This window comes from Pseudonocardia benzenivorans CB1190 (assembly GCF_000196675.2).
Classification (GTDB): Bacteria; Actinomycetota; Actinomycetes; order Mycobacteriales; family Pseudonocardiaceae; genus Pseudonocardia; species Pseudonocardia benzenivorans.
The window spans coordinates 2,447,576-2,473,393 of sequence record NC_015312.1; the positions used below are offsets into that span (position 1 = coordinate 2,447,576).

Below are 25,818 nucleotides of genomic sequence, written 5' to 3' on the forward strand. Positions count from 1 at the left end.
GGAGGAACCGCGACCCGGGAGGGCACTCATGGTGAGGACGACCGAGCGACCGGCGCCCGACCGCCCGGTACGGCGCGGCGTGCGGACGGTGGCGTCGGGGGACCGGAACCGGCTCCGGGCAGCCGCGCCGAAGGGTCCCCGACTCGTCCGGGCCGGGCCCGGGGACCGGATCGGCGACGGCGCGCGCCGGACGGGCGGGGCGATCGTGCGGCGCACATCCGGTCCCGACGGCCTCGCCGGTGCGGTGGACCGGCGCGACCGCGACGCGGGCCCGGGTCGCGGCGGGTGACGCGGGACCCGCATCGCCGCCGGTGGCCGGCAGGGCCGGACGTACCCGATCTTCCCTGCCGACAGTCCCACCGAGCACCGGGCCGTCGCGGCCCGGTCGACGGACGTTCGTCCCCTCACGACGGGGCGCACCCGATCGGAGACTCCTCGACATGCACGCACAGCAGATGACGGTGGACGAGCGGTCGCTCGGAGCCTTCCCGTTCGCGGCGCCGACCGCCGACATGCTGATGGAGGCGGTCGCCCACGCCGCCCACGGCTCGGCACAGGCGACGGGCCCGACCCCGTGGTACATCGACGCGGTTCCCGACGGCGTCGCGATGCGGATGATCGTGCGCCGGTGGACCGAGGCGTCCTCGCCCGACGCGGTTCTCGCGAGGATCGCGGCGGGGACGGCGCTGCGCGCCGCGCGCCTGGCCGTCGTCGGCTTCGGCCGCCGTGCGGTCACGGCCCACGGTCCCGAGCCCGGCGTGGTCGCGGTGCTGCGGGCCGGCGGACGTCGCGAACCGTGCCCCGAGGAGACGGCCATGCTCGACGGGCAGCGCCGGTCGGGTGTGCCACGGCGACCGGATCCGGTCGTCCCCGAGGTGGGACTCCTGCCGTGGCTGCGGCGTGCCGCCGAGCGCGAAGGTGCCTGGGCCCGCAGCACCGGGCCGATGCCACACGCCGATGTGGGTCCCGCATGGCCCGACGGACGGGCCGTTCCGGAGCACCCGTCCGGGCTGCTCCTCGGCACCGACGGGCTGGCGCTGCACGCGGACGTCCGTCTCGGGCAGGCGATCGAGGCGGTCCGGCTCACGGCCGCGGCACTGGGCTGGTGGACGCGGATCGCGGCGGCGCCCGCCGACCGGGACAGGCTGCGCGAGGCGTTGCGTGGCTCGGCCCGTGCGGTCCTGGGCGCCCACCGTCGCGGGGCCACCATGGCCGTGCTGCAGCTGAGTCCCGCACTCGCCTTCGTCGCCGCCTGATGGCCCTGCAGGGCAGGGACCGGGGGTCTCGGGCCCACGGCGGCCGTGATCGGTCGGCGGTCTGCCGGGAACGTGTCGACCGGCCGTCCGATCGAGGACCTTCGGCCCTCCAGTGGTTTCGGGGCGGGTGGGGAAGCTGGCCGGGTGAGCATGCCGATGCGTGGCGACATCGCCGCCGAACCGCGGCCGGGCGCGGCCGTGCTCGACGCGGCACGATGCCGGGCGCTGCTGGAGTCGAACAGCGTCGGGAGGATCGTGTTCACCCGCGGTGCGCTGCCGGAGTGTCGTCCCGTCGCCTATGCGTGGGACCGCGGCCTGATCGTCTTCTCCGTCGACGACGCCGCCGTGGCACGCGCGATCGCCGGCAACGCCGTCGCGGCCTTCGAGGTCGACGGCGTCGCCCCGCTCGGTCCGTCGTCGTGGACGGTCCTGGCGGTGGGGGAGACCTGCCGGGTCGAGTCGGACGTCGACGCGGCGCGGATGCGGCGGCGGCTGACCGGGTCGTGGGCGGCGGGGCCGGCGGCGGACGTACTCGCCCTTCGACCGCGGCGGCTGAGCGGCCTGCAGGTCGGGCCCTGATCCTCGGTCGGTGCCACTCGGCCGGGCACGTGCCGGTGGCGCCTGCTCCACCGACCGGTCGGCCCGGTGCGCCGCGTCGTCGGGCGACCCGGCGGCTACTGGCCGGCGCGGCGTCGTTCGGCGTAGACGGCGGCCTCGGTGCGGCGGGAGAAGCCGAGCTTGTGCAGCAGTGAGGACACGTAGTTCTTGACGGTCTTCTCGGCGAGGAACAGTTCGGCGCCGATCTGTTTGTTGGTCAGGCCGTCGGCGACGAGGTCGAGGATGCGTCGTTCCTGGGGGGAGAGGCCGGCGTAGCGGGGGTCTTCGGTGTCCTCGCCGCGGCGGAGGCGTTCGAGGACGGAGGCGGTGGCTTTGGGGTCGAGGAGTGAGCCGCCGGCGGCGACGGTGCGGACGGCGCCGATGAGGTCGGTGCCGGCGACTTGTTTGAGCAGGTAGCCGGAGGCGCCGGCCATGATCGCGCCGAAGAGGGCTTCGTCGTCGGAGAAGGAGGTGAGCATGAGGCAGGCGGGTGGTGGGGAGGTGGCGGAGCGGACGTCGCGGCAGACGGCGACGCCTTCGCCGTCGGGGAGGCGGACGTCGAGGATGGCGACGTCGGGGCGGACGGCGGGGATGCGGGCGAGGGCTTGGGCGGCGGTGGCGGCTTCGCCGACGATCTGGATGTCGTCCTCGGTCTCGAGGAGTTGGGCGATGCCGCGTCGGACGATCTCGTGGTCGTCGAGCAGGAACACCGAGATCGTCACCGGGGGCCTCCTGGTTCGTGGCGAGGCTCGACGATAACGGCGTTCGACCGGCCTTGAACAGAACCGATGGCCCCCTCCCGGTGGACCGCGGTCATGATCGGTTCCGGCCGGAGAAGCCGGCACGTCCGGGCGCCGGCGACCGTGGAGCGCTCGGCCGACCGGCGGGCGGTTCGGTTCTCCGGGCGCAGAGCCGGGTAACCGTGGGTCGTCGACGGCATCGGAGGTGCACGTGGCCGGCGAAGGACGAGCGACGCCCGATCTGTACCGGGTGCTCGGCGTACCCGCGGACGCGGACCAGGAACAGCTGCGGCGCGCCTACCGCCGCGCGCTGCGACGGCTGCATCCCGACACCCGGGGCGCGGCCGGCGACACACGCCCGGACGCGGCGGCGGAGGCGGCGTTGGCCCACGTGCTGCACGCCTACCAGGTGCTGCGCGACCCGATCCGGCGCGCGCACTACGACGCCGCGCGGGCGGCCGCCCGCGCACGGCCCGGTGGTCCCCGCCCCCGCAACCGGGCCACGCCGTCGGCCACCTCCGCCGGTCGCGAGCCGAGGCGGGCGCCACGCGCCGAAGGGCGGCTGGTGATCAGGATCGGCCCGCTGCGCATCGACCTCGGCTGAAGGCGAGCCCGGAACGAGGACGGTCTGATCGGCGCGCGCGGCCGGGCCGTTCGCCCCTGCTCCGCGCCCGCCGCCCGTTCCTAGCCTCGGGGACGGGGCTCACCGCGGCCCCGCATCCGTCCGACGACCCGGCGAGGCGTCATGACCATCGAGGTGAAGCCGAGCACCGCCGACGTCCTCCTGGCGGTGGCCAGGTCGGCGGGGACGACCGCGCGCCTGCTCGCCCGGCGCCGGCTGACGATGCCGTCGTCGCTGGTCGGGGCCCAGCTCCGGGATGTCGACGGGTCCTGCTCGACCGTGTTCCGTGAGACCGTCGCCGCGCGGCGCGCGACCGACCCGGTCCTGCTCGTCGTGGCCTTCCGCCTGCGGTGGGTCGGGGCCGCGCGGTGGGCGCACGCGGTCTTCCGCAGGACGTGCGTCGTCAACACGCCGTTGTTCGCCGGATTCCCGGGGTTCGTGAGCAAGCTCTGGCTCGCCGATCGGTCGACCGATGTCTACCGGGGTCTGTACGTATGGGACGGGGCCGCACGGGCGACGGCCTACGCGGTCCGGCTGTCCCAGGTCCTGAGGCTGGTGACGGTTGCGGGCTCGGTCGCCTACGAGGTGGTGGAGGGGGCGGAGCGTGCGGAGTTCCTCTCCGGACGACGCACGCTGCCCGCCGCACCGCCGCGGTGACCCGTCGGGCCGAACCCGGTCCGGGAGGCGCATTCCCGCCGGGACGAGTCCCGGGCCGCCCGGTTCAGCCCTTTTCGAGGTGTGCGTCCGGTCCCGGGAAGAACAGGGACTCGTGCCCGTCCTGCCACCGCACCTGGTAGTGCTCGAGCCCCTCGTCCTTGCCGAGCACCGCGACGACGGTCCCGCGCCGTGGGGTGGCGTCGAGGACGCTGTTCTCGACGACGATGTGGTCTCCGACGTCTGCGTGCACTGTTCCTCCTCGGTCGCGGGGCCGCAGCCCCGAGCGTCCGGGTCCGGTCGGGGCCTTCGCGTGAGGCTTCCGGCACGTCCGCCGAGGACCTCCGGCCCGACCGCGCCGCCCGGTCGTTCGGCCCCGGGGGAGGGGCCGGAGCGCCGCAGCGCGCCGCGGTGCGACGGACGAGGCTGGGGGCGTCCGACCCGGCCGATGCCCGGGCCGGGCGCCGGAGGCGAGGAGGAGACGATGACGGTCACGATCACCAGGAGGATTCCGCCCCAGCGGCTGATCGATGCGATCAATCCCGTCGTGCGGGGGCTCGCGGGCTCCCGGTTGCACGGCCTGGTCGACGACCAGGTGCTGATCCTGCACGTGACGGGCCGGCGCACGGGGCGTCGTTACGACATCCCGGTCGGTTTCGCGGACCTGGGAGACGAGCTGCTGGTGGTCACCCAGCACCGGTGGCGGACGAATCTGCGCGGCGGGTCGGACGTGACGGTCACCCACCACGGCCGGACGACACCGATGACCGCGGTGGTGACCGAGGAACCGGCTGCCGTCGCCGCGACGCTCGCGCGGGCCGTCGAGCGCATCGGCCGGGCGCAGGCGCAGCGCCGGTTCGGTCTGACGCTGCCGGACGGCTACGGTCCGGAGGACCTCGAGGCGGCGGTCCGGGAGTACGCGCTGGCGACGATCACGCTGCGTACCCCGTGACCGGGCCGGCCTCCTCGGCCGACGCCGCGAGCGCCGCGCCGGGTGGCCGCGGGGTGCCATCGGTCGCGGACGTGGCCGTGCTCGCCGGGGTGCACGGGCCGAAGGTCCCGTCGACGGCGGTCCGTCAGCGGGTCCCAGGGGACGGCCGGCCCGTGGTCGACGGGCTCCGGCCGCGCGAGGCTCTGCCTGACGATCCCGGCGACGGACGCGAGGTGGACATGCGGTACGTGGCGCAGGCGAGCCGACAGGAGACGGTCCGGGTCACCCGGTGGTCCCTGGTGGTGGTCGAGGCACTGGTCGCCCTCGCGGCGGTCTACGGCGGCGTGGGACTCATGGCGGACAACATGATCGGGATGCCGCACGACTGGCTCTCGGCGACCCCGTTCACGTCATGGGTGGTCCCCGGGATGCTTCTGGTGCTCGTCGTGGCGGTGCCGATGACCGTTACCGCGGTCCTGGAGGCCCGGCGCTCGACGTGGGCGCCGGTGGTGTCGATCGCGGCCGGTGGGGCGCTCGTCGCCTGGATCGGGGTCCAGCTGCTCGTCGTGCAGCGCTACAACGTGTTGCAGCCCGTCATGCTCGGGATCGGGCTCGCGGTGATCCTGCTGGCCGTCGTCCTGCACCGGCACGAACCGCCGACCGCGCTGCGACGGTGACGAGTTGCCGTCGGACGTCGGGTGCTGAGCCGGGGTGGGCGTTCCCCCATGGACGCCCACCCCGGCCCGACTACCCCGTCCGCTCCCCAGCGACGGGATGTGCCGGCGCGGTGTGGTCACGCTGACCGGCGACATCGATGGTGAGCCGACGAGTGTGGGTGCGGGCAGGGCCGAAGGACCTGAGCAGGCTGTGATTCGGCCGGCGGGGTCGCCGGACCGGAGCCGGGGTGACCCACAGCTGTGGTCGGCCCGGCCGTGCTCTGGCACCGTCGGACGGACGGATGGTCGGGAGAGGGGAGCAGCCGGTGAGCGAGCAGAGGCCCCGCGGCGTGGTGGTGGGCGTCGACGGTTCCGAGGCCGCGGCGGGGGCCGTGCGGTGGGCCGCACAGGAGGCGGCGCGCAGGCACCTGCCGCTGCGGCTGGTCGCGGCGGTCGACTGGGCCGTCCCGGCGGGGATCGGCGCGGTCGACCTGCAGCCGGAGATCTTCCGCGACGCGATCGAGGCCGCAGCGCAGGAGTGGCTGGCGCACGCGCGCGCCGTCGCCGAGGACGTCGCGCCGGAGCTCGGGACCGAGACGGAGGTCCGCGGCGGGGTGCCGGCCGCGGTCCTGCACCACGAGTCGGAGACCGCGGAGCTGCTGGTCGTGGGCAACCGCGGGGTGGGAGGTTTCGCCGGGTTGTTCGCGGGATCGGTGTCGATCGCCGCCGCTGCCTCCGCGCGCTGCCCGGTCGTCGTGGTCCGCGGTACCCCGACGCCGGACGGCCCGGTCGTGGTGGGTGTCGACGGGTCACCGGTGAGCGAGCCCGCGTTGTCGTTCGCGTTCACCGCCGCGTCGGCGCGGGGCAGCGGGCTCGTCGCCGTGCACGCGTGGAGCGACTCGACGCTCGACGCCGCCGGATGGGCGCTGCTGGAGTGGGACGCGATCGAGGCGGGCGAGCGGGAGCTGCTGGCCGAGCGGTTGGCGGGCTGGTCGGAGAAGTACCCCGATGTCGTGGTGACGCGCGAGGTCGTGCGCGACAACCCGGCCGCGGCGCTGGTGAGCCGGTCGAGGCGCGCGCAGCTGGTCGTGGTCGGCAGCCGTGGGCGCGGGTCGGTGCGCGGGGCCCTGCTGGGCTCGGTGAGCCAGGTCCTCCTCCGGCACGCCGGCTGCCCGGTCGCGGTGGTGCGTGCGTGAGACCGGTGTGGGCGGTGCCGCGGCCCGAGGGCCGAGGAAGGACGGGAAGTCCGTGCGAAGGGGGTCCTTCGGCCCGGTGACGCACGCGTGGGCGCAGGGACACTGGACCCGTGTGGATCTCTCCTCCGGCGGCGAGCATGTCGTCGGGCCTGCCCGAGCTCGACCGCGGCGAGTGCCTGCGGTTGCTGGCGGGCGCCGCGATCGGCCGCCTCGTGTTCACCCATGCGGCCATGCCTGCCGCCCATCCCGTGAACTTCCTGGTCGACGGTGACGAGATCGTCTTCCGGACCTGCCCCGACGGCCCCCTCCTACGAGCGGTCAACGGGGTCGTCGTCGGGTTCCAGGCCGACGACGTCGACCCGGCGACCCGGACGGGATGGAGCGTGCTCGCCGTCGGAGAGGCCTACGAGATCACCGATCCGCAGCGCCTCGCCGAGCTCGGGCCGCGGCTCCCGACGCGGTGTGCGCCGGGCCGGACCGCGCACACCCTCGCCATCCCCACCAGGCGGCTCACCGGCCGGGCCCTCACCCATGCCTGACCCTCGCGGGTGGGTCCGTCGGACGTGCCCTACAGACGTTCGTCCGGCTGCTCGGTCCGGGTGACCCGCCTGCGCCGGGGCCTGCGGACCGTCCCGGCCCGCCCGTTGCCCGTCGGGCCGGGCAACTGGTCGTGCTGGCCGGGCGGGAGCACGGTGTCGCGGTGGTGCAGCGCCAGCGCGCGGGCGTAGCGCTGAGCGATGTCGGGCACCGAGCCGCCCTGTCCCGCCGCCCCGAACACGGTGCCGGGGTAGTCCAGCGGGCCGATCAGGTCCCGGATGCGCTCCCATTCGCCCGGGGCGACGAGCTCCGCCGGATCACCTCCTGCGAACCAGCCCATCGGCACCGCCGTCCCGGCCGGGACCACGGTGTTCACGTAGACGACGGCATGGAACTCCACCTCGGCGCCGACCTCGACGCGCGCACCGTTGAACACCACCGCGCCGGTCGCGATGCGGGTGTCACCCTCGACGACACAGCCCGTCAGCGAGGCGTGGGGGCCGACGAGGACGTGGTCCCCGAGCCGGGCCGGGTGCTGGGGCACCCCGCGAATGACGGCGTTCTCCATGACCACGCAGTGTTCGCCGATCTCGACGGGACCGCCCTCCGCGGTGACGACGGCGCCGAAGAGCACCCGGCTGTGCGGGCCGACGGTCACGTCGCCGCACAGCACCGCGTTCGGCGCGACGTAGGCCGACTCCGCGACCTTCGGGCTCTTGAGCCGGTGCCGGACGAACACGGCATCGCGGCCCACGGCTCGGGGCGGCGTGGTGTAGTCCTCAGCGGTCATGTCCGCCTCCACCCTCACCGGTCACGACGGCTCCGTCGCTGCGCACGCCGGCCCCGGGAGGTCCGGCCGCCGCGCATGCCGGCGGAGGCTACGCCTGCCCGGCGAGCGCGACAATCCCGGCAGCGGGCCGGGCGGCCGGCCGCCCGGTCGTCGGCCGACGTGCCGGGTTCATGCGCCGAGCAGGCCGAACCCCGCCGGGAGCGCCGGTTCCTCGAGTGACGGGCCGCCCGCTCGCCGCCGTCCCGGAAGGCACGGCGGTGTCGACGGGCGGCTGCTAGGAAGGCGGGGTGACGCAGCCGCTGCTGCTCGTACTGGACCTGACGGGCACGTTCGTGTTCGGGCTCAACGGCGCGCTGACCGCGGTCCGGGCCGCGCGGCTGGACGTCGTCGGTGTGCTGACCCTCGGGGTGATCACCGCGCTCGGCGGCGGGATCACCCGCGACGTCCTGATCGGCGCGATCCCGCCTGCCGCCTTCACCGACTGGCGCTACCTGGCGCTCGCCCTGGGCGGCAGCGCGGTCGCGTTCGTGCTGAGCCGTCGGTTGGACGCGCTGGGCACGCCGATCCTGGTCCTCGACGCCGTCGGGTTGAGCGTGTTCGCGGTGATCGGCGCGGCGAAGGCCCTGGAGTTCGGCCTCGGAGCCGCGCCGGCCGTCCTGCTCGGAGCGGTCACGGCGGTCGGCGGCGGCACGATCCGCGACACCCTCGTCCGGCAGGTCCCGACGGTGCTGCACTCGGAGCTGTACGCGATCCCGGCGCTGATCGCTGCCGGGCTCACCGTCGCGGCGGTGGGCGCCGGCGTCTACGGGCTGCCCGCCGCGCTCGGCGCCGCGGCGGTCTGCTTCGTCGTGCGGATGATCGGGGTCAGGTTCCATCTCCACGCCCCGGGCCCGCCCGGTGCCGGGCAGCGCGCACAGGAGCACGAGCGCGACGACGACGAGCGGTCGTGAGTGGCGATGGTCGCCATTGCGACTGTCGTGGCGACCATCGCCACTCACGGGGAGCCGAGCGGCCACACGATGTCGTCGGCCAACCCTGCGGCGCGCGCCTCGTCGTGGGTGAGCAGCTCGTCGGGGCTGCGCCGGAGGGCCTGCAGGACGACCACCGCGGCCAGCCGGCGCTCGTCCGGAGCGCGCAGCACCCGGGAGACCGGCGAGCCCGCGGGCCCGACGAACGCCAGCGGGCCGGCGTCGCCGCCCGCCGTGGGGTCGCCCGTGACGACGTCGGCCGTCACGGTCCACGAGGTCCCGTCGGCTCCCACGCGGCTCGCCCGCAGCGCCGCCGCCGGTGCGGTGACCCGGCACGCGAGGCCGGTGCGCCGGACGATCTCCGCGACGAGCTCCAGGTCGAGGGGTGGGGACTTCGGGGCAGGCATGACGAGCGCCTCGCGGACGTCGGGGTCCGCGAGCTCCTTTCGCGACGGGACGACGGTGACCGACCGCGCGGCGGGGACGGCGCGGCGGCGGGGCATGCGGGGGTCGGCGAAGGGCGGGTCGGGAAACCCCCGCATGCCCCTGTCCGGGTGACGCGGACGAGACCCACGATGCCGGAGACCGCGGGCCGCGGCAGGGGTGCCGACGGGACATCATGCGGCCGTGGACGTTGCCGACCTCCGGCAGGGAGTGTGCCGCCGGGCCGCGGGCCGGCCCGGGGCGGCCGAGCGCGTCGGATGAGGCCCGGTCGGTTGAGGCCGGTCGGTTGAGGCCGGTCGGATGAGGCCCGGTCAGATGAGGCCCAGGGCGAGCATGGCCTCGGCCACCCGCGCGTAGCCGGCGATGTTCGCCCCGGCGACGTAGTTGCCCGGAACGCCGTACTCCTCGGCCGTCGCGTGGCACCGCGCGTGGATGTCCCTCATGATCTCGCGCAGCCTGGCCTCGGAGTACTCGAAGGTCCAGGAGTCGCGGGACGCGTTCTGCTGCATCTCCAGCGCGGAGGCGGCGACGCCACCGGCGTTGGCGGCCTTGCCGGGCCCGAACGCGACCCCTGCCTCCAGCAGCACCCGCACCGCGCCCGGGGTGGTGGGCATGTTGGCGCCCTCCCCGACGGCGACACAGCCGTTGCGCACGAGCGCGGCCGCACCGGCGGCGTCGAGCTCGTTCTGCGTGGCCGAGGGGAGCGCCACCCGGCAGGGCACCTCCCAGATCGACCCGCCCTCGACGAAGGTCGCCCCCGGGGCCTTGTCGGCGTAGGCGCGGATCCGCTCCCGGCGGACCTCCTTGACGTCCTTGAGCAGGTCGAGGTCGATGCCGGACGGGTCGTGGACGAACCCGTCGGAGTCCGAGCACGCGACGACCCGACCGCCGAGCTGGTGCACCTTCTCGACCGTGTAGATCGCGACGTTGCCCGAGCCGGAGACCACCACGTCCTTGCCGGCGAGGGAGTCGCCGCGCACCTGCAGCATCTCCTCGACGAAGAACGCGCTGCCGTAGCCGGTCGCCTCGCGCCGCACCTGCGCGCCGCCGTAGATCAGCCCCTTGCCGGTGAGCACGGCGGACTCGTAGCGGTTGGTGATCCGCTTGTACTGGCCGAACAGGTACCCGAGCTCGCGCCCACCGACCCCCATGTCGCCCGCAGGGACGTCGGTGTACTCGCCGATGTGGCGGTAGAGCTCCAGCATGAAACTCTGACAGAACCGCATGACCTCGCGGTCCGATCGGCCGCGCGGGTCGAAGTCCGAGCCGCCCTTGCCGCCGCCGATCGGCAGGCCGGTCAGGGCGTTCTTGAACACCTGCTCGAAGCCGAGGAACTTCACCGTGCCCAGCAGCACCGAGGGGTGGAACCGCAGCCCGCCCTTGTACGGGCCGAGGGCGCTGTTGAACTCGACGCGGAACCCGCGGTTGATGTGGATGCCGCCGTGGTCGTCCTCCCACGGCACCCGGAAGATGATCTGCCGCTCGGGTTCGCAGATCCGCTCGACGATCCGCGCGTCCGCGTATTCGGGGTGCTTGTCGACGGCGGGGCCGATGCTGTCCAACACCTCACGGACCGCCTGGTGGAACTCGGTCTCGCCCGGGTTGCGGGACAGTACCCGCTCGTAGACCGCCTGTAGTGCCTCGTGCATGTGCTGTGCCCGCATCCCTTCGTGCTGTTCGTCCGCCGTGCACCTCGTGTCCGACGGTATGCCCGGCGTGGCCCGCGGCGCCCCGGGGTGAGCGGGACGATCGGGAGATTCCCGTCACCGCCGGGCACGCCGGACGCGACGGGGTGACGGTCACTCGGCCCAGGGGTCCAGGTCGGTGTCCAGGACGGCGCGGAGCGCCGTGCGCAGGTTCGCCGCCTCGGAGGCGCCGAACGCCGCTTCGAACGTGTCCTGCGCCTCCTGCCACAGCGGCAATGCGTGCTCGAGCGTGCGGAGCCCCGCCTCGGTGATCTCGACCAGCCGGGTGCGCCGGTCGTGCTCGTCCGGCCGCACCGTGAGCAGCCCGTCGCGTTCGAGCGGCTTGAGGTTGGTGGCCAGCGTCGTCCGGTCCATCGCGATGGTGTCGGCGAGCCCGGAGATCGACGCGCGACCCGCCACCGCGAGCTTGTGGAGGATCGTGAACTGCGTCGTCCGGAGGCCCGCGGGGGCGAGCGCGCGGTCGTAGGACGCCGAGAGGTAGCGCGCCGCGCGCCTGGCAGCGAAGCTGTTGCACCGGCCGTCCATCGCGCCGAGAAGCTCGCGCAGTGCGGCATCGGGCCGCGTCCCGGCTCCCGTGCCGCCACCGGTCACGCCGTCCACACCGCCTGCCACCCGACCACGGTAGGGCGGCACGCCGCGTTCCGGCGACGGCGGGCCGGGCGCGGCCCCCGGCGCACCGGTCCGGCACCGGGCCCGCGGGCCCGGTGCCGGCCGGAGGGGCGTCGTCGCTGCGCCTGCCGACGCTCGGCAGCCGGGCGCGGTCGGTGACGTGCGGAGGTCGGGCTCCGGCGGGCCGTGGCCGGGCGAGGCCCGCGGCGCTGCTCAGCGCCGCACCACGACGCGTGGGGCCGGCGGCCGGACGTCGCTGCTCGTCGCCGTGCCACCGCTGTGCCGGGTCCGCGCGGTGCGGGAGGGAGCCCGCCGGGACCCGGCCCGGCGCCGTCCGACACCGATTTCCGTGTCGATCTCCGTGCCGGCCTCCGTGCCGATCCCCGTGCCGATCCCCGTGCCGATTTCGGTGTCCGCCTCGCGGGCGGTGTGGTCGGACCGTTGCCAGGAGCCGTGACGGCACCGTGCCTCCCACGGCATGGTCCTGCGCGGCAGGCCGAGCCGTCGCTGCCAGCGCGGCCGGGAGTCGATCAGCCACACGACCCACCGGCCGTCGCGGCGCCACCGGAGCCCGACGTCGTTCACCAGGTGCCGGTCCGGGCGGCCCGCGACCGACAGCACCGGCCTGCCCACCACGCTGTGCCCCAGCCACTCCGGGGCCGGTTCGAGGTCCAGGTACGGCTCCCGGGTGGACCGCGCGACCTCGCCCAGCCGCACCCGCCGCGGGTGCCAGCTCCGGACCGCCTCCGCCGGGAGCACGTAGAGATGCCCGCCCGCGTCCACCAGCACCGTCGCCACCGACGGCCGCCCGCGCGACCGTGTCAGGCCGAGATCACGCAGGTGGCCGAGATGCTCGCCGTCGGGTCCGACGACCGAGGCGCCCACGACCGCGCGCCACCACAGCACGGCGGGCCCCGGTTCGTCGCGGGGCCGCCACCACTTCCGCCGGACCGCGCCGGACATGGACACCTACCCTGATGAGATCCCGTTGCCGGGATGGCCGATGAACGGGTCGACCGCCGAGGTCAACCGGCGACCGGGAACGTCTCGGTCCGGTACGGAACCGCTCGCAGGAGCGTGACCTGCATCCTCTCCCCGTTCGGGAGCGAGTACTCGATGCGGTCGCCCTCCTTCTTGCCGAGCACGGCGCTGCCGAGCGGGGAGTCCGGCGAGCACGTCATGAAGTCGTCCGGATACGCGCCCTCCTCGTAGTGCGACAACAGGAAGGTCTCGGACTCCTGGTCCTCCTCGTAGCGGACGGTCAGCAACATCCCGGGTTCGGCGACCCCGTCGTCGGGCGGGTCGTGGCTCACGATCGCCTTCTGCAGCAACTCCTGCAGCTTCCTGATCCGGTTGTCGCGTTCCCGGCGATCGGTCAACCGCTGGTGGTCGCCGGTCGAATCGGCGCTGTCGCCGACGAGATGGTCGCCGGCGCCGCCCTCCGCCCCCTCGGCCCGCTGTCGCAAGAGCTCCGCGAGCTCGTTGCGCAGCCGCTGGTACGCGATCTCGGCCAGCCACACCGCTTCCTCGGTCACGCCTTCGTCCTTTCCGAGTCCTTCTTGTCTTCCTTGCCGTCCTGCGGTGATCGGCCCGGTCGTCGACGAACCGCGCTCGACGCCCCCGTCCACCCCTGATGCACGACGAACACGGCCCGACGAGAGCCGGGCCGTGTTCGGAAGGGGCCGCGGAGGTGGCGGGAACGCCGTTCCCGGCGCCCGAACACCTGTTCCCCACGACCGCCCGACCCACCTCTATCACAGGTGCGACAGCCACAGCGCCCTTGTCGACGCTTTCGCGAGCACATTGCCGACCTCCGGCAAGCAGAGCGCGCCCCAGGTTGCGCATTTCCGACCTGACGGGCCGCCTGTCTTCCGGGCATCATGCGGCCGGCTCGGCCGAGAGCGCGGACCCGCGGGGTCCGACGCCCCTCGGGGCGTCCTCCCCAGGACCTCCCAGGAGGCCGTCCTCCCAGGAGGTCGTTCGAGCACACGGGGAGGTCCGCCGGGCCCGCGCCGGGCCCGCGGCGCGGGGGAGGGAGCCGGGGCCGCCGCTACATCTCGTCGTGCCAGATCGGGACGGACAGCGCGGTCCGCATGTGCTCGAGCTGTGTGCGGTGCAGGCGGCTGAGCCGCGCGAGCAGCTCCTCCCCGGCTCCGGTCAGCTCGACGCGGACGACGCGGGCGTCGTCGGGATCCGGGACGCGGCGGACGAGGTCCTGCTTCTGTGCCCTGGTGATCAGCTCGGCGGTGCTGTGCGGGCGCAGCTGGAGCCGTTCGGCCAGCTCCCCGACGGTCGCCCAGTCGCGCAGCGGGAAGCCCTTGAGCGCCAGCAGCAATTGGTACTGCTGTGGGCTCAGCCCGTGACCGCGCACGGTGTCCTCGCTGAAGCGCAGGTAACGGCGGATGCCGAAGCGGAACCGGGCGAGCGCCTCGAAGTCCTGCTTGGTCAGCGCCGGGTCCGCCTCGGCCGGATCCGCGGCAGGTGGCGGTCCCTCGGTCGTCACGACCGCATCAGACCACGACGACCCGACTCCTGTCATTTCTATCGCGTTGCGATATTTTGTGTCCGGTTCTTCGGCGGTGGTGACCCCGGTCGTCCCGCGCTACGCGTGCAGGTCCATCGCACCGACGGCGAGGTCGGCGACCACCGTCTTGCCGGCGTCGTGGCGCCGGAACGACCACGTCGAGGTCAGGTTCTGCACCATCTGCAGCCCACGGCCGCGGGTGGCCCGCATGTCGAACGGCTGCAGGCGCGGCTCGGCGGAGGAGCCGTCGGTGATCTCGACCCGCAAGTTCCCGGGGGTCAGCGTGGCCGTGAGGCTGAACGGCGTGTGGGCGTGGTCGACCGCGTTGCTCGCCAGCTCGCTCGCGACGAGCAGCGCGTCCTCCGCGGTCTCCTCGTCGACGTGCCATGCGGTGAGGAACGCCCGCATGTCGCGACGCAGCTCGGCACAGGCTTCCGGGACGGGTTCGTAGCGGTGCCGCATGCGCCTCCTCTCCGGGCCGTCACGCTCGGTCCGCGTGCGGCCGGACACGAGATCGGGGTGCCCGGGCCGCGATCCGGGCAAACCGTCGAACCCGGTGCCGGCGGCGGAGGGGGCGGCGCTGAGGAGGGCGACGGCGCGGTCGTCGTTGCCGAAGGGCGTGCGCGCGTCGACGGCCTGCAGGAGGGCGTCGAGCACTGCGTCGGACCCGGACCCGCCTGCCGGACCGGTCGTGGCGAGGACGTCACCCATGACGTCGACGAGGCCGTCGACCCACAGCACCTCGCCGTCGTGGTCGCGGGACTCGATGAGCCCGTCGGTGTAGAGCAGCAACGACCACGCCGGCGGCAGTGCGACCTCGACCGGGGCCCAGGTGGTGCCGAGCTGTACACCGAGCGGGACGCCGAGCGCGTGATCGGGCAGCGGCCGCGCAGTCGTGCCCTCGATCAGCAGGGGCGGGGGATGGCCGGCGAGGTGGAGGTCGGCCCGCCGGCGGTCGGCGGACACCGAGACCGTCGCGACGGTGGTGAAGAGGGTGTGGTCGTGGCGCTCGGTGACGAGGACCCGGTCGAGCACGGGCAGGGTGTGCGCCGCGGGGACGCCGGCGAGGATGAGGGTGCGCCAGGCGATCCGCAGGCTGACGCCGATCGCGGCCTCGTCCGGGCCGTGCCCGCTGACATCGCCGATGATCGCGTGCAGGGTGCCGTCGTCGGTCTCGATGGTGTCGTAGAAGTCCCCGCCCAGTAGCAGCTGCTGGCGTCCGGCGCGGTACCGGGTGGTCACGTCGACCTTGTGGTCCTGCAGCAGGGCCGTGGGCAGCAGCCCGCGCGCGAGCCGGCGGTTCTCCCGCTCGTGGACCCTGGCCTCGTGCAGCTGGCGGGCCAGCCGCTCGGCGTGCCGCCGCTCGACGGCGTACTGGACGGCGCGGGTGAGCAACCGCCCGTCGACCCGGCCCTTGATCAGGTAGTCCTCTGCGCCGGCGGCGACGGCAGCGCGCCCGCGGGTCTCGTCGACGTCACCGGTGAGGACGACGATCGCGGGGTGCCCGTCGACCGCCAGCAGCCGGGTGAGCCCGTCGAGGCCGGCGGCGTCGGGAAGGTGCATGTCGAGCAGGACGCAGTCGACCCCGTCGAGGCCGGCGAGGGCCTCGGCCAGGGTGTGCACGTGGAGCACGTCGTGGATCTCGCCGATGTCCGCGAAGAGCTCGGACACCAGCAGGGCGTCGCCGGCGTCGTCCTCGACGAGCAGGACGCGGACGTGACGGGGGCTCGTCACCGCCGGCACACCGGTGGCCGAGGTCGCGGGCATGTGCAGGCGCTCCTCACGGCTCGGGTGTGCACGAGCGTACTGACGCGGCGGCCCGGTCGCCGGGTCGAGCGGGTGGTTGCCGCGGCGAGGCCGGGGTGGATGACGGGACAGGGTGCGGGACGGCGCAGGACGCGGCAGGTGTGTGGCTGCCGGTGCCGCGGCGGGAATCGTCGCGGCGGTCGGGGTGGCGGTCGGCCGGACGGTGGCGAACGTTCGGCGCGGCGTCGAGCGCGCAGCGACGACGACCGGCGCGGCAGGGTGAGCTCGCTCCAGTCGGCCGCCCCGTCGCCACGGTGGGGCCCGTCGCGAGCAGCGCGGCTCCGACGAGCCGGCGGGCCGCCGTCTGCTGGTCGCCCACCGCGTCCAAGAGCGCGACCGACACTCAGGCCCCGATGGGGACGGTGACCAGCAGGGGTGGACCGGATGACCGAGCCACTCACCGCGCAGGGCCGAGTCGACCGGCCCGCGCAGGACCCGGCGGAGCCCGCGTTGCACGGCAGCGGCGCGACCGTCGGGGACCGGGACGGACTCGGCCGACCGCAGTGCCTCGACCAAGGGCGAGACCATGGCGGCGACGCACCCGCTCGGCGTCCGTGCGTGCGCAGGGTCCCGCGGCGTGACACCGCTTGCCTGCGCGGCGTACGCGTGGTTTCGTCCAGGGGTCCGTCGTGACGGTGCAGGTCACCTGCCGGCACGTCGTCCGGCGGTCCTCGTGCCGATCGAGGGAAGTCGTCATGGAAGAGCAGCCCGAGCGGGTCTCGTCTCCGTCCGAATGGCACAGCGCCGAGGGGGAGGCTCGTGCGGTGTGGCTGCGGCCGGGCGTGGTGTGCGTCAGCCTCACGGGCGAGATCGACCTGCTCAACTGCGACGGGATGGGCCGGTGGCTCGAGGGCCTGCCGGCGGACACGATCCAGCTCGACCTCACCGGCGTACGCTTCCTCGCGGTGTGCGGGGCGCGTCGGCTCGCCCACCTCCGGGCGGAGCTTCAGGCGCGCTCCGGGACTCTTCGGGTGCTGCCGCCGCGTGAGCCCGTGATCCGGCGGGTGCTGGAGGCGACGGGGCCCTTCGAGATCGTCGAGCCGGTCGTCGACTCGTCCGGATGACGAGAAGGGCGGCGGCCCCGTCCGGCCGCCGTCGACGCGACCGGAAAGGCGGTGCCGCAAGGTGGCAGGGACGTCGCGCTGGGTCGACGCCCCGCCTGGCCGGGCGCGGCACATCGTCGTCGTCGGAGCTTCGGCGGGTGGGGTGGAGGCCTTGCGCGCCTTCGTGGGTGCGCTGTCGCCGGGGTTGCCCGCCGCGGTGGTCGTCGTGCTCCACATCCCGCCCGACGCCCCGAGCGCGCTCGCCCCGATCCTCGACCGCTCCGGGCCGCTGCGGGCGGTGACCGCGCGGCACGGTGACGTCCTGGTGCCGGGGACGATCTTCACCGCCCCGGCCGACAACCATGTGCTCGTGGCCGACGGGCACCTGCACCTGTCGCGGGGACCGCGCGAGAACGGGCACCGCCCGGCCCTCGACCCGCTGTTCCGGTCGGCGGCGGCGGACTTCGGGGAGGCGGCGATCGGGATCGTCCTGTCGGGCAACCGCGACGACGGCACCGCGGGAGCGTCGGCGCTCGCCGACCGGGATGCGCCCGTCCTGGTCCAGGACCTGGAGGAAGCGCTCTACGACGGCATGCCGAGCAGCGTGCTGCACCACGTCCGCACTGCCCGGGCCCTGCCGGCGGTGAAGCTGGGAGCGGCGGTGGGCGAGCTGCTGGCGGAGGTCCCGGCCGGTACTCCCGCCGGTGACGCGTTGCCCGCGGCCGAGACCGTGATCGCCGACGGCACGACCGAGGTCGTGGGCCCGACGCCGAGGCTGGCGGGGGCGGAGCCGTCGGGCCTGTCGTGCCCGGACTGCGACGGCGTGCTGTTCCGACTCCCGGGTGCACCCGCGCCGCGGTTCCGGTGCCGGGTCGGCCACGCCTGGTCGCCCGCCAGCCTCTCCGCGCAGCAGGACGAGGACATCGACCGTGTCCTCTGGTCGGCCCTGCGGGCACTCGCGGAGAAGGCGGAGCTGCACCGCCGCCTCGGCGAGTCGGCCGCGGTCGCCGGCCGTCGTGAGACCGCGACCGAGTACCGGCGGCGCGCCGACCGGGCCGAGGCCGACGCCGGCCTCCTGCGCCGGCTGCTGGCCGACGACCAGGCCCGGCACGGCTCCGGGGGCCCGTCGCCGATCGGCTAGGCTGCGCCGGCGCAGCCCCGGACCGGGGCCGCCGGCCGAGCAATCGGGAGTAGGCAGTGTCGCAGCCGGATCCGGGTTTCGAGGCCCTGCTGCAGCATCTGAAGCAGACCCGCGGGTTCGACTTCACCGGGTACAAGCGGAGCAGCCTGGTCCGCCGGGTCGCCCGCCGGATGTCGCAGGTCGGGGTCAGCGAGTACGGCGACTACCTCGACCACCTCGAGCTGCACGCCGAGGAGTTCACGGCGCTGTTCAACACCATCCTGATCAACGTCACCGGGTTCTTCCGGGACGCCGACGCGTGGGAGTTCCTGCGGACCGAGGTGCTGCCGGACCTGCTCGCCAGCAAGGGGCCGACCGAGCCGGTCCGGGTGTGGAGCGCGGGCTGTGCGTCGGGCGAGGAGGCCTACACCCTGGCGATCGTCCTGGCCGAGATGCTCGGGCCGGCGGAGTTCCGGGACCGCGTGAAGATCTACGCCACCGACGTCGACGAGGAGGCGTTGTCCTACGCGCGGCACGGCACCTACTCCGAGCGGGAGGTGGGTGGCGTCCCCGACGAGCTGCGCGAGCGCTACTTCGAGCAGGTCGGTGGCCGGTTCACCTTCCGCAAGGACCTCCGCCGCTCGGTGATCTTCGGACGCAACGACCTGGTGCAGGACGCGCCCATCTCGCGCATCGACCTGCTGGTCTGCCGCAACACACTCATGTACTTCAACGCCGAGACCCAGGCACGGATCCTGGCCCGGTTCCACTTCGGACTCGCCGAGCACGGTGTGCTGTTCCTCGGCAAGGCGGAGATGCTGCTCAGCCACGGTTCGCTGTTCCTGCCGGTGGACCTCAAGCGCCACACCTTCCGCAAGACGCCGCGGGTCGCGCCGCAGAACGGGACGCTGTTCGCAGACCCGCCGCCCCTGGTGACGCGGTCCTCGCCCGAGGGCATCGACCTGCTCCGCGACGAGGCGGTGCTCGCGTCGCCGCTGGCGCAGGTCGTCCTCAACGGCGACGGGATCGTCGCCGTGGTCAACCGGCAGGCCGAGGTGCTGTTCGGCATCTCGACGCGCGACGTCGGCCGCCCCTTCCGGGACCTGGAGCTGTCCTACCGGCCGCTGGAGCTGCGCAGGCACATCGAGAAGGCGCTGGACGAGCGGCGGACGGTCCGCGTCACCGACGTCACCTACCACCGTGGGCCGGAGGTCGTGCACCTCGAGGTCCAGGTCAGCCCGTTGGCGAGCGGCGGCGGGAATGAACCGCTGGGCGTCAGCGTCGCGTTCCACGACGTGACCGACTTCCGCCGGCTCCAGGACGAGCTCGAGCAGGCCAACCGCCAGCTCGAGACCGCCTACGAGGAGCTGCAGTCGACGAACGAGGAGCTGGAGACCACCAACGAGGAGCTGCGGTCCACGGTCGAGGAGCTGGAGACCACCAACGAGGAGCTGCAGTCCACGAACGAGGAGCTGGAGACGATGAACGAGGAGCTGCAGTCGACCAACGACGAGCTCCAGGACCGCACGAGCGAGCTGGACCGCAGCAACGAGTTCCTCGAGACGATCCTCACCAGCCTGCGGGCGGGGGTCGTCGTCGTCGGCACCGAGCTGGTCGTCCAGGTGTGGAACCACCAGGCGGAGGAGCTGTGGGGGCTGCGCCGCGACGAGGCCGTCGGCGAGCACCTGCTCAACCTCGACATCGGCCTCCCGCTCGACCTGGTGCGGCCGGTCGTGCGCGGCACCCTCGCGGGCGAGGACGGCCCGCAGGAGGTGACCCTCGCCGCCGTCAACCGCCGGCGTCGCACCATCGACGTCCGGGTGGTCGCGAGCCCGCTGCGGGGTGACACGGGTACGGTCGTCGGGGCCATCCTGACGATGGAGGAGGCGTCCAGCGTGGAGGACCTCGTCCGCTGAGCCGGAAGTCCCGCGGACCCGGCCGGGAGGGCGGCGATGGACGACGACGCTGCACTCCTGGCAGCCGTCGAACGACGGCGCGAGCTGATCGCCGTCCGCCTGGAGGAGTTGCGGGCGCGCAGGCGGCTGCTCGCGGCCCGCGGCGCGAGAGGCTCGACGGCGGCCGACGTGGCGGCCGCCGAACGCTCCGCCATGGCGGCGCGCCGGCACGCCGAGGAGGCCAGGAATCGGGCCGAACAACGTCAGGAGCTCTCGAGGCACCGGCACCTCCAGGCTGCGGCGGTGCTGGCGGCCGCGGGCGACCACGAGGCCGCTGCGCGGCACCGGGCGGCGGCCGCCGCCGAGCGTCCGGGTGAGCCGGCCGGGCGGGACGACTACGAACCCCGGCGGGTAGGGATCCCCACGATTCCGAGCTCCGATGAGTAGGAACCTCGACGCGGAGGAACCCGACGCGTAGGAAGGCCCCGGACGGCACGAGCAGGTGCGGGACCGCCGCAGCGGGGGCACCATCCGGTACGACCGAGAGGGGAGGACCGGTGCGAGCCGAGGAACCGACGGTTCGGGTCGAGGACGGTCCCGACGCCCGGATGGTGGTGTGCACCGGGGAGCTCACCGTCGCGGGGGCGAGCTCCCTGCACCGTGTCCTGCGCAAGCACCTTCTCGACCGCGGCCGGCTGCTCGTCGACGTGGCGGCGCTCCGGCCCACCTCGGCGGCGCAGACCACCGTCTTCGCGACGGTGCTGGCGCGCGCGGGCGGATGGCCGCACGCGCGGATGGTGCTGGTCGCCCCGGACGGCCCGGTCGTGCGCGTCATGCGGCTCGCCGGTCACGACCGCGAGGTGCCCCTCGCCGCCGACCGCGCGGCGGCTCTGGTCCGGCTCGACAGCCCGCCGGACCGCGTGCGGCGGACCACCGAGCTGCCGCAGGGGTCGCACGCACCGGGCTTCGTCCGCGAGCTCGTCCGGCTCGCGTGCGACGACTGGGAGCTTCCCGACGAGCTCCGCGACCGGGCCGTCGTGGTCGCGGACGAGCTGACGTCGAACGCGGTCCGGCACACGTCGGGGGCGGGGGAGCTGGTGCTGACCCTCGACGCGCGCGGGCTGCGGGTGGCCGTCCGCGACGGGTCGCCGACGCTGCCCACGCTCCCGGCCGGGCCGGCGCGCGGGCTCGGCGTCGTCGCCGCGCTGAGCGACGCCCAGGGCGTGACCCCGCACCGCGACGGCAAGACGATGTGGGTCCTGCTGCGCCGATCTGCTCGGTGAGCGCCCGGCCCGGCTCGGCCGCGGCCGAGCCGGGCCGGCCTTTGCGACGCAGGGCGTGGACGAGCCGCCGCGCCGCACGGGAACGGCGCCGCCGACAGCGGCGCGGCGCCGGGATTGCGCGGGCGGGCCGGGGGTAGCCCGCGCCGGTGAACACAGCGCGTGAGCGGCTGCAGCGGGTCCGTCTCGACTTCACCGAGCTGCACCCCGACCAGCTCGCCGGCATGGAGCACCTGCTCGCCGGACACGACGTCCTCGCCGTGCTGCCGACCGGGGCGGGCAAGTCCGCGATCTACCAGGTACCGGCAGTCCTGCTCGACGGACCGACGGTCGTCGTGTCACCGCTGGTCGCGCTGCAGCACGACCAGCAGCGCGGACTCGCCGACCGCGATGTCCCGGAGGCGGTCACCGTCAACGCGAGCCAGGCCGCGGCCCGGACGCGGCACGCATGGGAGGCCCTCGCGGACGGGCGGGCCGAATATGTGTTCCTCGCCCCCGCACAGCTGGCGAAGGACGTCGTCGTCGCGCGCCTGCTGGAAGCGGGCGTCGGTCTGTTCGTCGTCGACGAGGCGCACTGCGTGTCGGAGTGAGGCCACGACTTCCGCCCGACTACCTGCGCATCGGTGCGGTGATCGATCGGCTGGGGCATCCGCCGGTGGCCGCGTCGACGGCCACGGCCGCCCTGCCGCTGCGCGCCGACATCGTCGAGCGGCTAGGGCTGCGCGCGCCGCGGGAGGTCGTCGCGAGCGTCGACCGACCGGAGCTGCACCTGGCGGTCCAGGTCCACGCCGACGACGGTCTGCGGCACCGCGAGATCGTCGAGCGGGTGGCGGGAGCTGCCGAAGCCGGGGCTGGTCTACGTCGCCACTCGCAAGGAGGCCGAACGCTACGCCGAGCTGCTCGCGGCCGCGGCTCCGGACGTGCGGGCGGCGCACCACCACGCGGGACTGCGACGGGCGCGCGACGAGTGCACGACGCCTTCCTCGCGTCCGGGTTGGACGTCGTCGTCGCACGTCCGGGTTCGGGATGAGCATCGACAAGCCCGACGTGCGGTGCGTGCCGCACGCCGCGACACCCGGCTCGCTCGACGCGTACTTCCAGCAGATCGGGCGCGCCGGACGCGACGGGGAGCCCGCGACGATCGAGCTGCACCACCATCACGACGACCTGCGCCTGCAGCGGTTCCTCGTCGCCCGCCGGCCGAGGCCGGACGCGCTGCGGGCCGTGCTCGACGCCGTGGCGGACGGCCCGGTCACCGGCGCCGAGCTCGGCGAACGCACGGGGCTGTCCCGGCAGCGGCGCACGACCGCGGTGAACCTGCTGGAACAGGTCGGGGCGTTGCGGCACGAGGACGGACGGATCGTCCGCGCGAACGCCGCCGACCTGCCGGCGGGGGAGGCCGTCCGAGGCTGCGCCGGAGGCGGCGACGGCCGCTCGGGGCGCACGCCGAGCACCCCGGTCCGGCACGCCGAGTGGGGACGGGGTCGTACTCGCGACGGAGGCCGACCGGCCCACCGTGCTGTTCGACGAGCGCGGCTACGCCACGCTCTCCCGCGAGGCGGTGGCGGAGAACGACCTGCTCGAGGTCCGGGAGGGTTGAGTCCGGGAGGGCCGGGTCGGCGTGACCGGGCCGGTGGTCCCGGGTCGGTGGCGGATGGCGGCCGGGGTGGTTCGGCCACCACCCGCCAACGGTTGTCGCGATGTGGTCTGCGTGGCCACTCGGGGGGCGATCGGCCACGCCGGTGGTGGAGGGTGGCGCTCACCTCCTCTCGGCGCGGGTGGATCGGTCGGGTCGTCGACCGTTCGGCGCCGTCACGGGGCATGCCGTCCGGTCGGTGCGGGGAAACGTCACCAGGCGTCGGTGCCGCGGTGCCGTCAGCCGTTCAGTGGGCACCCGCGGCGGCGCGGACCGCGTCGCTCCCTGGCGCCTCCCGCCGCGACGGCTTCTCCTGCCGGGGGTCCGCCGGATCGCGCTCGTCGGCGCCGGTCGAGGCGTCCCGCGCATCCGCGGGAACGGCGGCGCGGAAGGAGCTGAAGAGGAAGCGGACCGGCGCCGCACCGGCATCGCGGTCCGCGTGCGGACCGGCGGGGGCGTCGACCCGGGTCGTCACGACTCCCGCCGTGTCGAGGGGGTCGAGCTGGGCGAGGAGGCGCGCGAGGTCGAGTGGCGCCTCGCGCGGCTCGACGGGGGACTGGGCGAGGGTCCGGTGCAGCGATCCGGTTCGCCAGCCGTGCCGGTCGCCGGCGCCCGCGGGGGTGGGGACGACGACGTCGACCAACCACCGTGGCGTGCCGCCGTACACCGCAGGCGTCGGCCGCACGACGATCTCGCTGATCCGGTCCGCGCGGACGAGGCCGCCGTCGCACATCTGCAGCCACACGTGCTCGAGGCTCATGAGAACTCCTGCTCGGTTCCCCGGTCCGGGGTCATTGCCCGTGCCGATGCTCAAGTCACCTTGCCGAATATCTGTAGTCTAGAGAAGAGTTTCTCCGTCTGCAAGAGCGGAATTCCAGTGATCACCTGGGTGGACACCCGGCGGGGCATGTACCGAAACTCTGCTGTCAAGAGTAGAGGTTCCTGTATTCGTCGGCTACAGGGTGTCCGGTAGGCTCGAGTCGAAGGAGGTGACATGAACGGACTCGACCGGCTCGACGACGAGGACTACCCGTCGGTGTCGATGGGGCAGGCAGCGGAGCTGCTCGGCGTGCAGCCCGCCTTCCTGCGCAGCCTCGACACCGCGGGTGTGCTGCACCCGCACCGTACGGCCGGCGGGCATCGTCGGTACTCCCGGCGCCAGCTCGCCCAGGCGGTCCGGCTGCGGGCGCTCCTCGATGCCGGGCACAGTCTCGTCTCCGCCCAGACGATCGTCGACCTGGAGAAGCGGGTCGCGGCGAGCGACGACGCACGCCGCCGTGCGGACGACGCGCGCGACGAGGCCCGCCGCGACCGCGACCACGCCGAGGCCGCGCGGGAACGGGCGACCGACGAGCAGCGCCGGGCGATCCGCGACCGCGACGACGCCCGTACCGACCTGCGGAAGCGCACCGACCAGCTCCGTCAGGCCCAGCGCGAGCTCGACGAGGCCCGTCACGAGATCTCGGCGCTGACCGACCGGTTGGACCGCGCCCACGCGTCCGCGGTGGAGGAGAGTGCCACGTCCGGCTGACCGCGGCCGCGCTGAGCCGGACGTGGCAGTCGGCGGCGGTCAGCGGCCGGTGGTCTCCTTGACGGTCCCGCCGGCGTCCTGGGCGCGCGTCCGGACGTCCTGCGCGGCCGACCGGCCCTCCTCCTGCACGGTCGAGGCGGCGTCCTGGGCGGTCTGCTGGACCGACTGCGCCGACTGCTGCGCCGGTTCGCGGAGGTTCTCGACGAGCTCCTTCGTCTTCTCCTGCGCCTGCCCGCCGAGGGGCTGCCCGGCCTCGACGGGCTTGTCCTTGACCTGCTCGGCGAGATCCTGTTCCTGCCGCGTGGCGGGCAGCAGCGACGACACGAGCGGGATCGTCGTTCGAGGTGGTGGGCTGCGGGTGGTCGTAGGGGGCGTCAAGGGGGTCCTCCTCACCGGCTCCTCAGGGCGTCGGGAACCTGCTCGAGCGTGTCGACGGTCCGTTCGGGGGTCGGGGGTCGGGTTGGTACGGCGCAGGTTCGATCGGCCGATCGCGTAACCGACGGCGGCGATCACGGCCCACACGGCGGCGACGATCAGGCCGGCCCAGCTGCCGTCCATCACGTTCGTGAGGCCCGCCCACAGCGCGACGGACAGGTACGGGCCGGACCGGGCTGCGAGTAGGTCGGCGCGTAGGGATCTGTGGGTGTGGGCGGGACACCGGCCGCGGGCGTGCCCGGGGTGGGCGTCACCGGGCGCGGGGGCACGCCCGGCCATGTCGCGCCGGAGATGCGACCTCGGCCCCCTCGGACCGGGCGGTGTCCGCGGCCTGCGTGTCCACTCACCCGCAGCCGCGTCGACTGGCTGCCGCGCGCCCGCGCAGCGCGAACACCCCGCCACCCGGCCTGCCGACGTTGCCCAGGCCGGGCGGGGCCACTGGCCCGCGCCGACGGCTGACGCACCCGGCGACGCGCCCGCGACCACACGACCCGGCGCCGAGCCGCCCGACGGGGTGGGCCGCGACGGCGCGGCCGCCCGCGACGCGGCCGCCCGCGACGGGCCGCCCTCCACGAGGCCGCCCTCGACCGGGGCCGCCCTCGACGTGGACGTGCGCCGGGTCGTGCTGCCGGCCGGCGTCGGGGTGGACCGGTTGCCGAATCGCAATGCCCCGTCGCTTGTCCTCGATCGCCGGGAGCCGTTAACGTCCGATATGCGGTGAAGTTTTGTCCAAATAGTGGATAGGCGGTGCTCTTCGCCGCCCTCGACGGCCGCGCCGGAGGACTCCCATGGGGATCGTTCGTCCTGTCAGTACACGGGTGGTACGCCGCGGAGCGGTCGCG

28 protein-coding genes and 1 pseudogene are annotated in these 25,818 nt (G+C 74.4%); 16 read left to right on the forward strand and 13 right to left on the reverse strand.

What is annotated here, in order from left to right:
* The first annotated feature begins 440 nt into the window (after window positions 1–440).
* Complete coding sequence (locus PSED_RS11605) at window positions 441–1,256, forward strand: hypothetical protein (protein WP_013674430.1); 816 nt, start codon at window positions 441–443, stop codon at window positions 1,254–1,256.
* 150 nt (window positions 1,257–1,406) lie between these two features.
* Window positions 1,407–1,835, forward strand: a complete 429-nt coding sequence (locus PSED_RS11610) for a pyridoxamine 5'-phosphate oxidase family protein (protein WP_233899446.1) — start codon at window positions 1,407–1,409, stop codon at window positions 1,833–1,835.
* A gap of 95 nt (window positions 1,836–1,930) precedes the next feature.
* On the opposite strand, the gene PSED_RS11615 is transcribed toward PSED_RS11610, so the two are convergent.
* Window positions 1,931–2,575, reverse strand: coding sequence for a response regulator (locus PSED_RS11615; protein WP_013672922.1), 645 nt, complete (start codon window positions 2,573–2,575; stop codon window positions 1,931–1,933).
* A gap of 229 nt (window positions 2,576–2,804) precedes the next feature.
* Here PSED_RS11615 and PSED_RS11620 point away from each other — a divergent pair, with 229 nt between their 5' ends.
* Window positions 2,805–3,197: a DnaJ domain-containing protein gene (locus tag PSED_RS11620; RefSeq protein WP_013674432.1), complete on the forward strand. Its 393-nt coding sequence runs from the start codon at window positions 2,805–2,807 to the stop codon at window positions 3,195–3,197.
* 141 nt (window positions 3,198–3,338) lie between these two features.
* On the forward strand, window positions 3,339–3,872 hold the full coding sequence (locus tag PSED_RS11625; RefSeq protein WP_013674433.1) for a hypothetical protein: 534 nt from the start codon (window positions 3,339–3,341) through the stop codon (window positions 3,870–3,872).
* A gap of 64 nt (window positions 3,873–3,936) precedes the next feature.
* Here PSED_RS11625 and PSED_RS11630 read toward each other — a convergent pair whose 3' ends face one another.
* A complete protein-coding gene (locus PSED_RS11630; protein ID WP_013674434.1) occupies window positions 3,937–4,122 on the reverse strand; it encodes a DUF1918 domain-containing protein in 186 nt (61 codons plus the stop codon).
* 231 nt (window positions 4,123–4,353) lie between these two features.
* Between PSED_RS11630 and PSED_RS11635 the strand changes: the two genes are divergently transcribed.
* From PSED_RS11635 to PSED_RS11650, 4 genes are all read left to right on the forward strand, one after another.
* Window positions 4,354–4,821: a nitroreductase/quinone reductase family protein gene (locus PSED_RS11635; RefSeq protein WP_013674435.1), complete on the forward strand. Its 468-nt coding sequence runs from the start codon at window positions 4,354–4,356 to the stop codon at window positions 4,819–4,821.
* Complete coding sequence (locus PSED_RS11640) at window positions 4,818–5,477, forward strand: hypothetical protein (protein WP_013674436.1); 660 nt, start codon at window positions 4,818–4,820, stop codon at window positions 5,475–5,477. Before PSED_RS11635 ends, PSED_RS11640 begins: the two co-directional genes overlap by 4 nt.
* 281 nt (window positions 5,478–5,758) lie before the next feature.
* Window positions 5,759–6,652, forward strand: coding sequence for a universal stress protein (locus PSED_RS11645; protein WP_013674437.1), 894 nt, complete (start codon window positions 5,759–5,761; stop codon window positions 6,650–6,652).
* Window positions 6,653–6,762: 110 nt separating this feature from the next.
* On the forward strand, window positions 6,763–7,191 hold the full coding sequence (locus tag PSED_RS11650) for a pyridoxamine 5'-phosphate oxidase family protein (RefSeq protein WP_132975392.1): 429 nt from the start codon (window positions 6,763–6,765) through the stop codon (window positions 7,189–7,191).
* A 29-nt stretch (window positions 7,192–7,220) separates the two neighbouring features.
* On the opposite strand, the gene PSED_RS11655 is transcribed toward PSED_RS11650, so the two are convergent.
* Complete coding sequence (locus tag PSED_RS11655) at window positions 7,221–7,979, reverse strand: gamma carbonic anhydrase family protein (protein ID WP_013674439.1); 759 nt, start codon at window positions 7,977–7,979, stop codon at window positions 7,221–7,223.
* 287 nt (window positions 7,980–8,266) lie between these two features.
* On the opposite strand from PSED_RS11655, the gene PSED_RS11660 reads away from it, so the two are divergent.
* Window positions 8,267–8,929 (forward strand): trimeric intracellular cation channel family protein, encoded by a 663-nt coding sequence (locus PSED_RS11660; RefSeq protein ID WP_013674440.1) that lies wholly within the window; start codon window positions 8,267–8,269, stop codon window positions 8,927–8,929.
* 44 nt (window positions 8,930–8,973) lie between these two features.
* Here the strand turns inward: PSED_RS11660 and PSED_RS11665 are convergent, their stop codons facing one another.
* From PSED_RS11665 to PSED_RS11695, 7 genes are all read right to left on the reverse strand, one after another.
* The gene (locus PSED_RS11665; protein WP_013674441.1) at window positions 8,974–9,489 is read right to left on the reverse strand and encodes a hypothetical protein; all 516 of its coding nucleotides are present in this window, start codon (window positions 9,487–9,489) and stop codon (window positions 8,974–8,976) included.
* A 213-nt stretch (window positions 9,490–9,702) separates the two neighbouring features.
* A complete protein-coding gene (gdhA, locus tag PSED_RS11670) occupies window positions 9,703–11,055 on the reverse strand; it encodes an NADP-specific glutamate dehydrogenase (RefSeq protein ID WP_233899390.1) in 1,353 nt (450 codons plus the stop codon).
* A 135-nt stretch (window positions 11,056–11,190) separates the two neighbouring features.
* Window positions 11,191–11,709: a MarR family winged helix-turn-helix transcriptional regulator gene (locus PSED_RS11675; protein ID WP_199796577.1), complete on the reverse strand. Its 519-nt coding sequence runs from the start codon at window positions 11,707–11,709 to the stop codon at window positions 11,191–11,193.
* A 210-nt stretch (window positions 11,710–11,919) separates the two neighbouring features.
* Window positions 11,920–12,669, reverse strand: a complete 750-nt coding sequence (locus PSED_RS11680; RefSeq protein WP_013674444.1) for a hypothetical protein — start codon at window positions 12,667–12,669, stop codon at window positions 11,920–11,922.
* A gap of 62 nt (window positions 12,670–12,731) precedes the next feature.
* The gene (locus PSED_RS11685) at window positions 12,732–13,241 is read right to left on the reverse strand and encodes a GreA/GreB family elongation factor (protein WP_013674445.1); all 510 of its coding nucleotides are present in this window, start codon (window positions 13,239–13,241) and stop codon (window positions 12,732–12,734) included.
* A 515-nt stretch (window positions 13,242–13,756) separates the two neighbouring features.
* Window positions 13,757–14,209 (reverse strand): MarR family winged helix-turn-helix transcriptional regulator, encoded by a 453-nt coding sequence (locus PSED_RS11690; RefSeq protein WP_041759544.1) that lies wholly within the window; start codon window positions 14,207–14,209, stop codon window positions 13,757–13,759.
* A gap of 99 nt (window positions 14,210–14,308) precedes the next feature.
* Entirely contained in the window at window positions 14,309–15,997 is a 1,689-nt protein-coding gene (locus PSED_RS11695) for an ATP-binding SpoIIE family protein phosphatase (RefSeq protein ID WP_013674447.1), read from the reverse strand.
* A 734-nt stretch (window positions 15,998–16,731) separates the two neighbouring features.
* Between PSED_RS11695 and PSED_RS11705 the strand changes: the two genes are divergently transcribed.
* The 6 genes from PSED_RS11705 to PSED_RS11730 all read left to right on the forward strand — a co-directional run bounded on the left by PSED_RS11705 (window position 16,732) and on the right by PSED_RS11730 (window position 21,964).
* Window positions 16,732–17,100 (forward strand): STAS domain-containing protein, encoded by a 369-nt coding sequence (locus PSED_RS11705; protein WP_013674448.1) that lies wholly within the window; start codon window positions 16,732–16,734, stop codon window positions 17,098–17,100.
* Window positions 17,101–17,161: 61 nt separating this feature from the next.
* Entirely contained in the window at window positions 17,162–18,220 is a 1,059-nt protein-coding gene (locus PSED_RS11710; protein ID WP_013674449.1) for a chemotaxis protein CheB, read from the forward strand.
* Between the two features lie 56 nt (window positions 18,221–18,276).
* Window positions 18,277–20,115, forward strand: coding sequence for a CheR family methyltransferase (locus tag PSED_RS11715; protein ID WP_013674450.1), 1,839 nt, complete (start codon window positions 18,277–18,279; stop codon window positions 20,113–20,115).
* 36 nt (window positions 20,116–20,151) lie between these two features.
* A complete protein-coding gene (locus tag PSED_RS11720; RefSeq protein WP_013674451.1) occupies window positions 20,152–20,541 on the forward strand; it encodes a hypothetical protein in 390 nt (129 codons plus the stop codon).
* Between the two features lie 110 nt (window positions 20,542–20,651).
* The gene (locus tag PSED_RS11725) at window positions 20,652–21,377 is read left to right on the forward strand and encodes an ATP-binding protein (RefSeq protein ID WP_013674452.1); all 726 of its coding nucleotides are present in this window, start codon (window positions 20,652–20,654) and stop codon (window positions 21,375–21,377) included.
* Window positions 21,378–21,523: 146 nt separating this feature from the next.
* Window positions 21,524–21,964 carry a DEAD/DEAH box helicase gene (locus PSED_RS11730; RefSeq protein WP_049803378.1) on the forward strand — a complete coding sequence of 147 codons (441 nt, stop codon included), beginning with the start codon at window positions 21,524–21,526 and terminating at the stop codon, window positions 21,962–21,964.
* 1,293 nt (window positions 21,965–23,257) lie between these two features.
* Here the strand turns inward: PSED_RS11730 and PSED_RS11735 are convergent.
* Window positions 23,258–23,770, reverse strand: coding sequence for a hypothetical protein (locus PSED_RS11735; RefSeq protein WP_013674453.1), 513 nt, complete (start codon window positions 23,768–23,770; stop codon window positions 23,258–23,260).
* A gap of 234 nt (window positions 23,771–24,004) precedes the next feature.
* On the opposite strand from PSED_RS11735, the gene PSED_RS35505 reads away from it, so the two are divergent.
* Window positions 24,005–24,541: a helix-turn-helix domain-containing protein gene (locus PSED_RS35505; protein WP_013674455.1), complete on the forward strand. Its 537-nt coding sequence runs from the start codon at window positions 24,005–24,007 to the stop codon at window positions 24,539–24,541.
* Window positions 24,542–24,580: 39 nt separating this feature from the next.
* Here PSED_RS35505 and PSED_RS11745 read toward each other — a convergent pair whose 3' ends face one another.
* Both PSED_RS11745 and PSED_RS35510 read right to left on the reverse strand, forming a co-directional pair.
* Window positions 24,581–24,919 (reverse strand): hypothetical protein, encoded by a 339-nt coding sequence (locus tag PSED_RS11745; protein WP_143770446.1) that lies wholly within the window; start codon window positions 24,917–24,919, stop codon window positions 24,581–24,583.
* Between the two features lie 129 nt (window positions 24,920–25,048).
* Window positions 25,049–25,255: pseudogene (locus PSED_RS35510) on the reverse strand (hypothetical protein); the annotation flags it as partial.
* Window positions 25,256–25,818 lie beyond the last annotated feature (563 nt).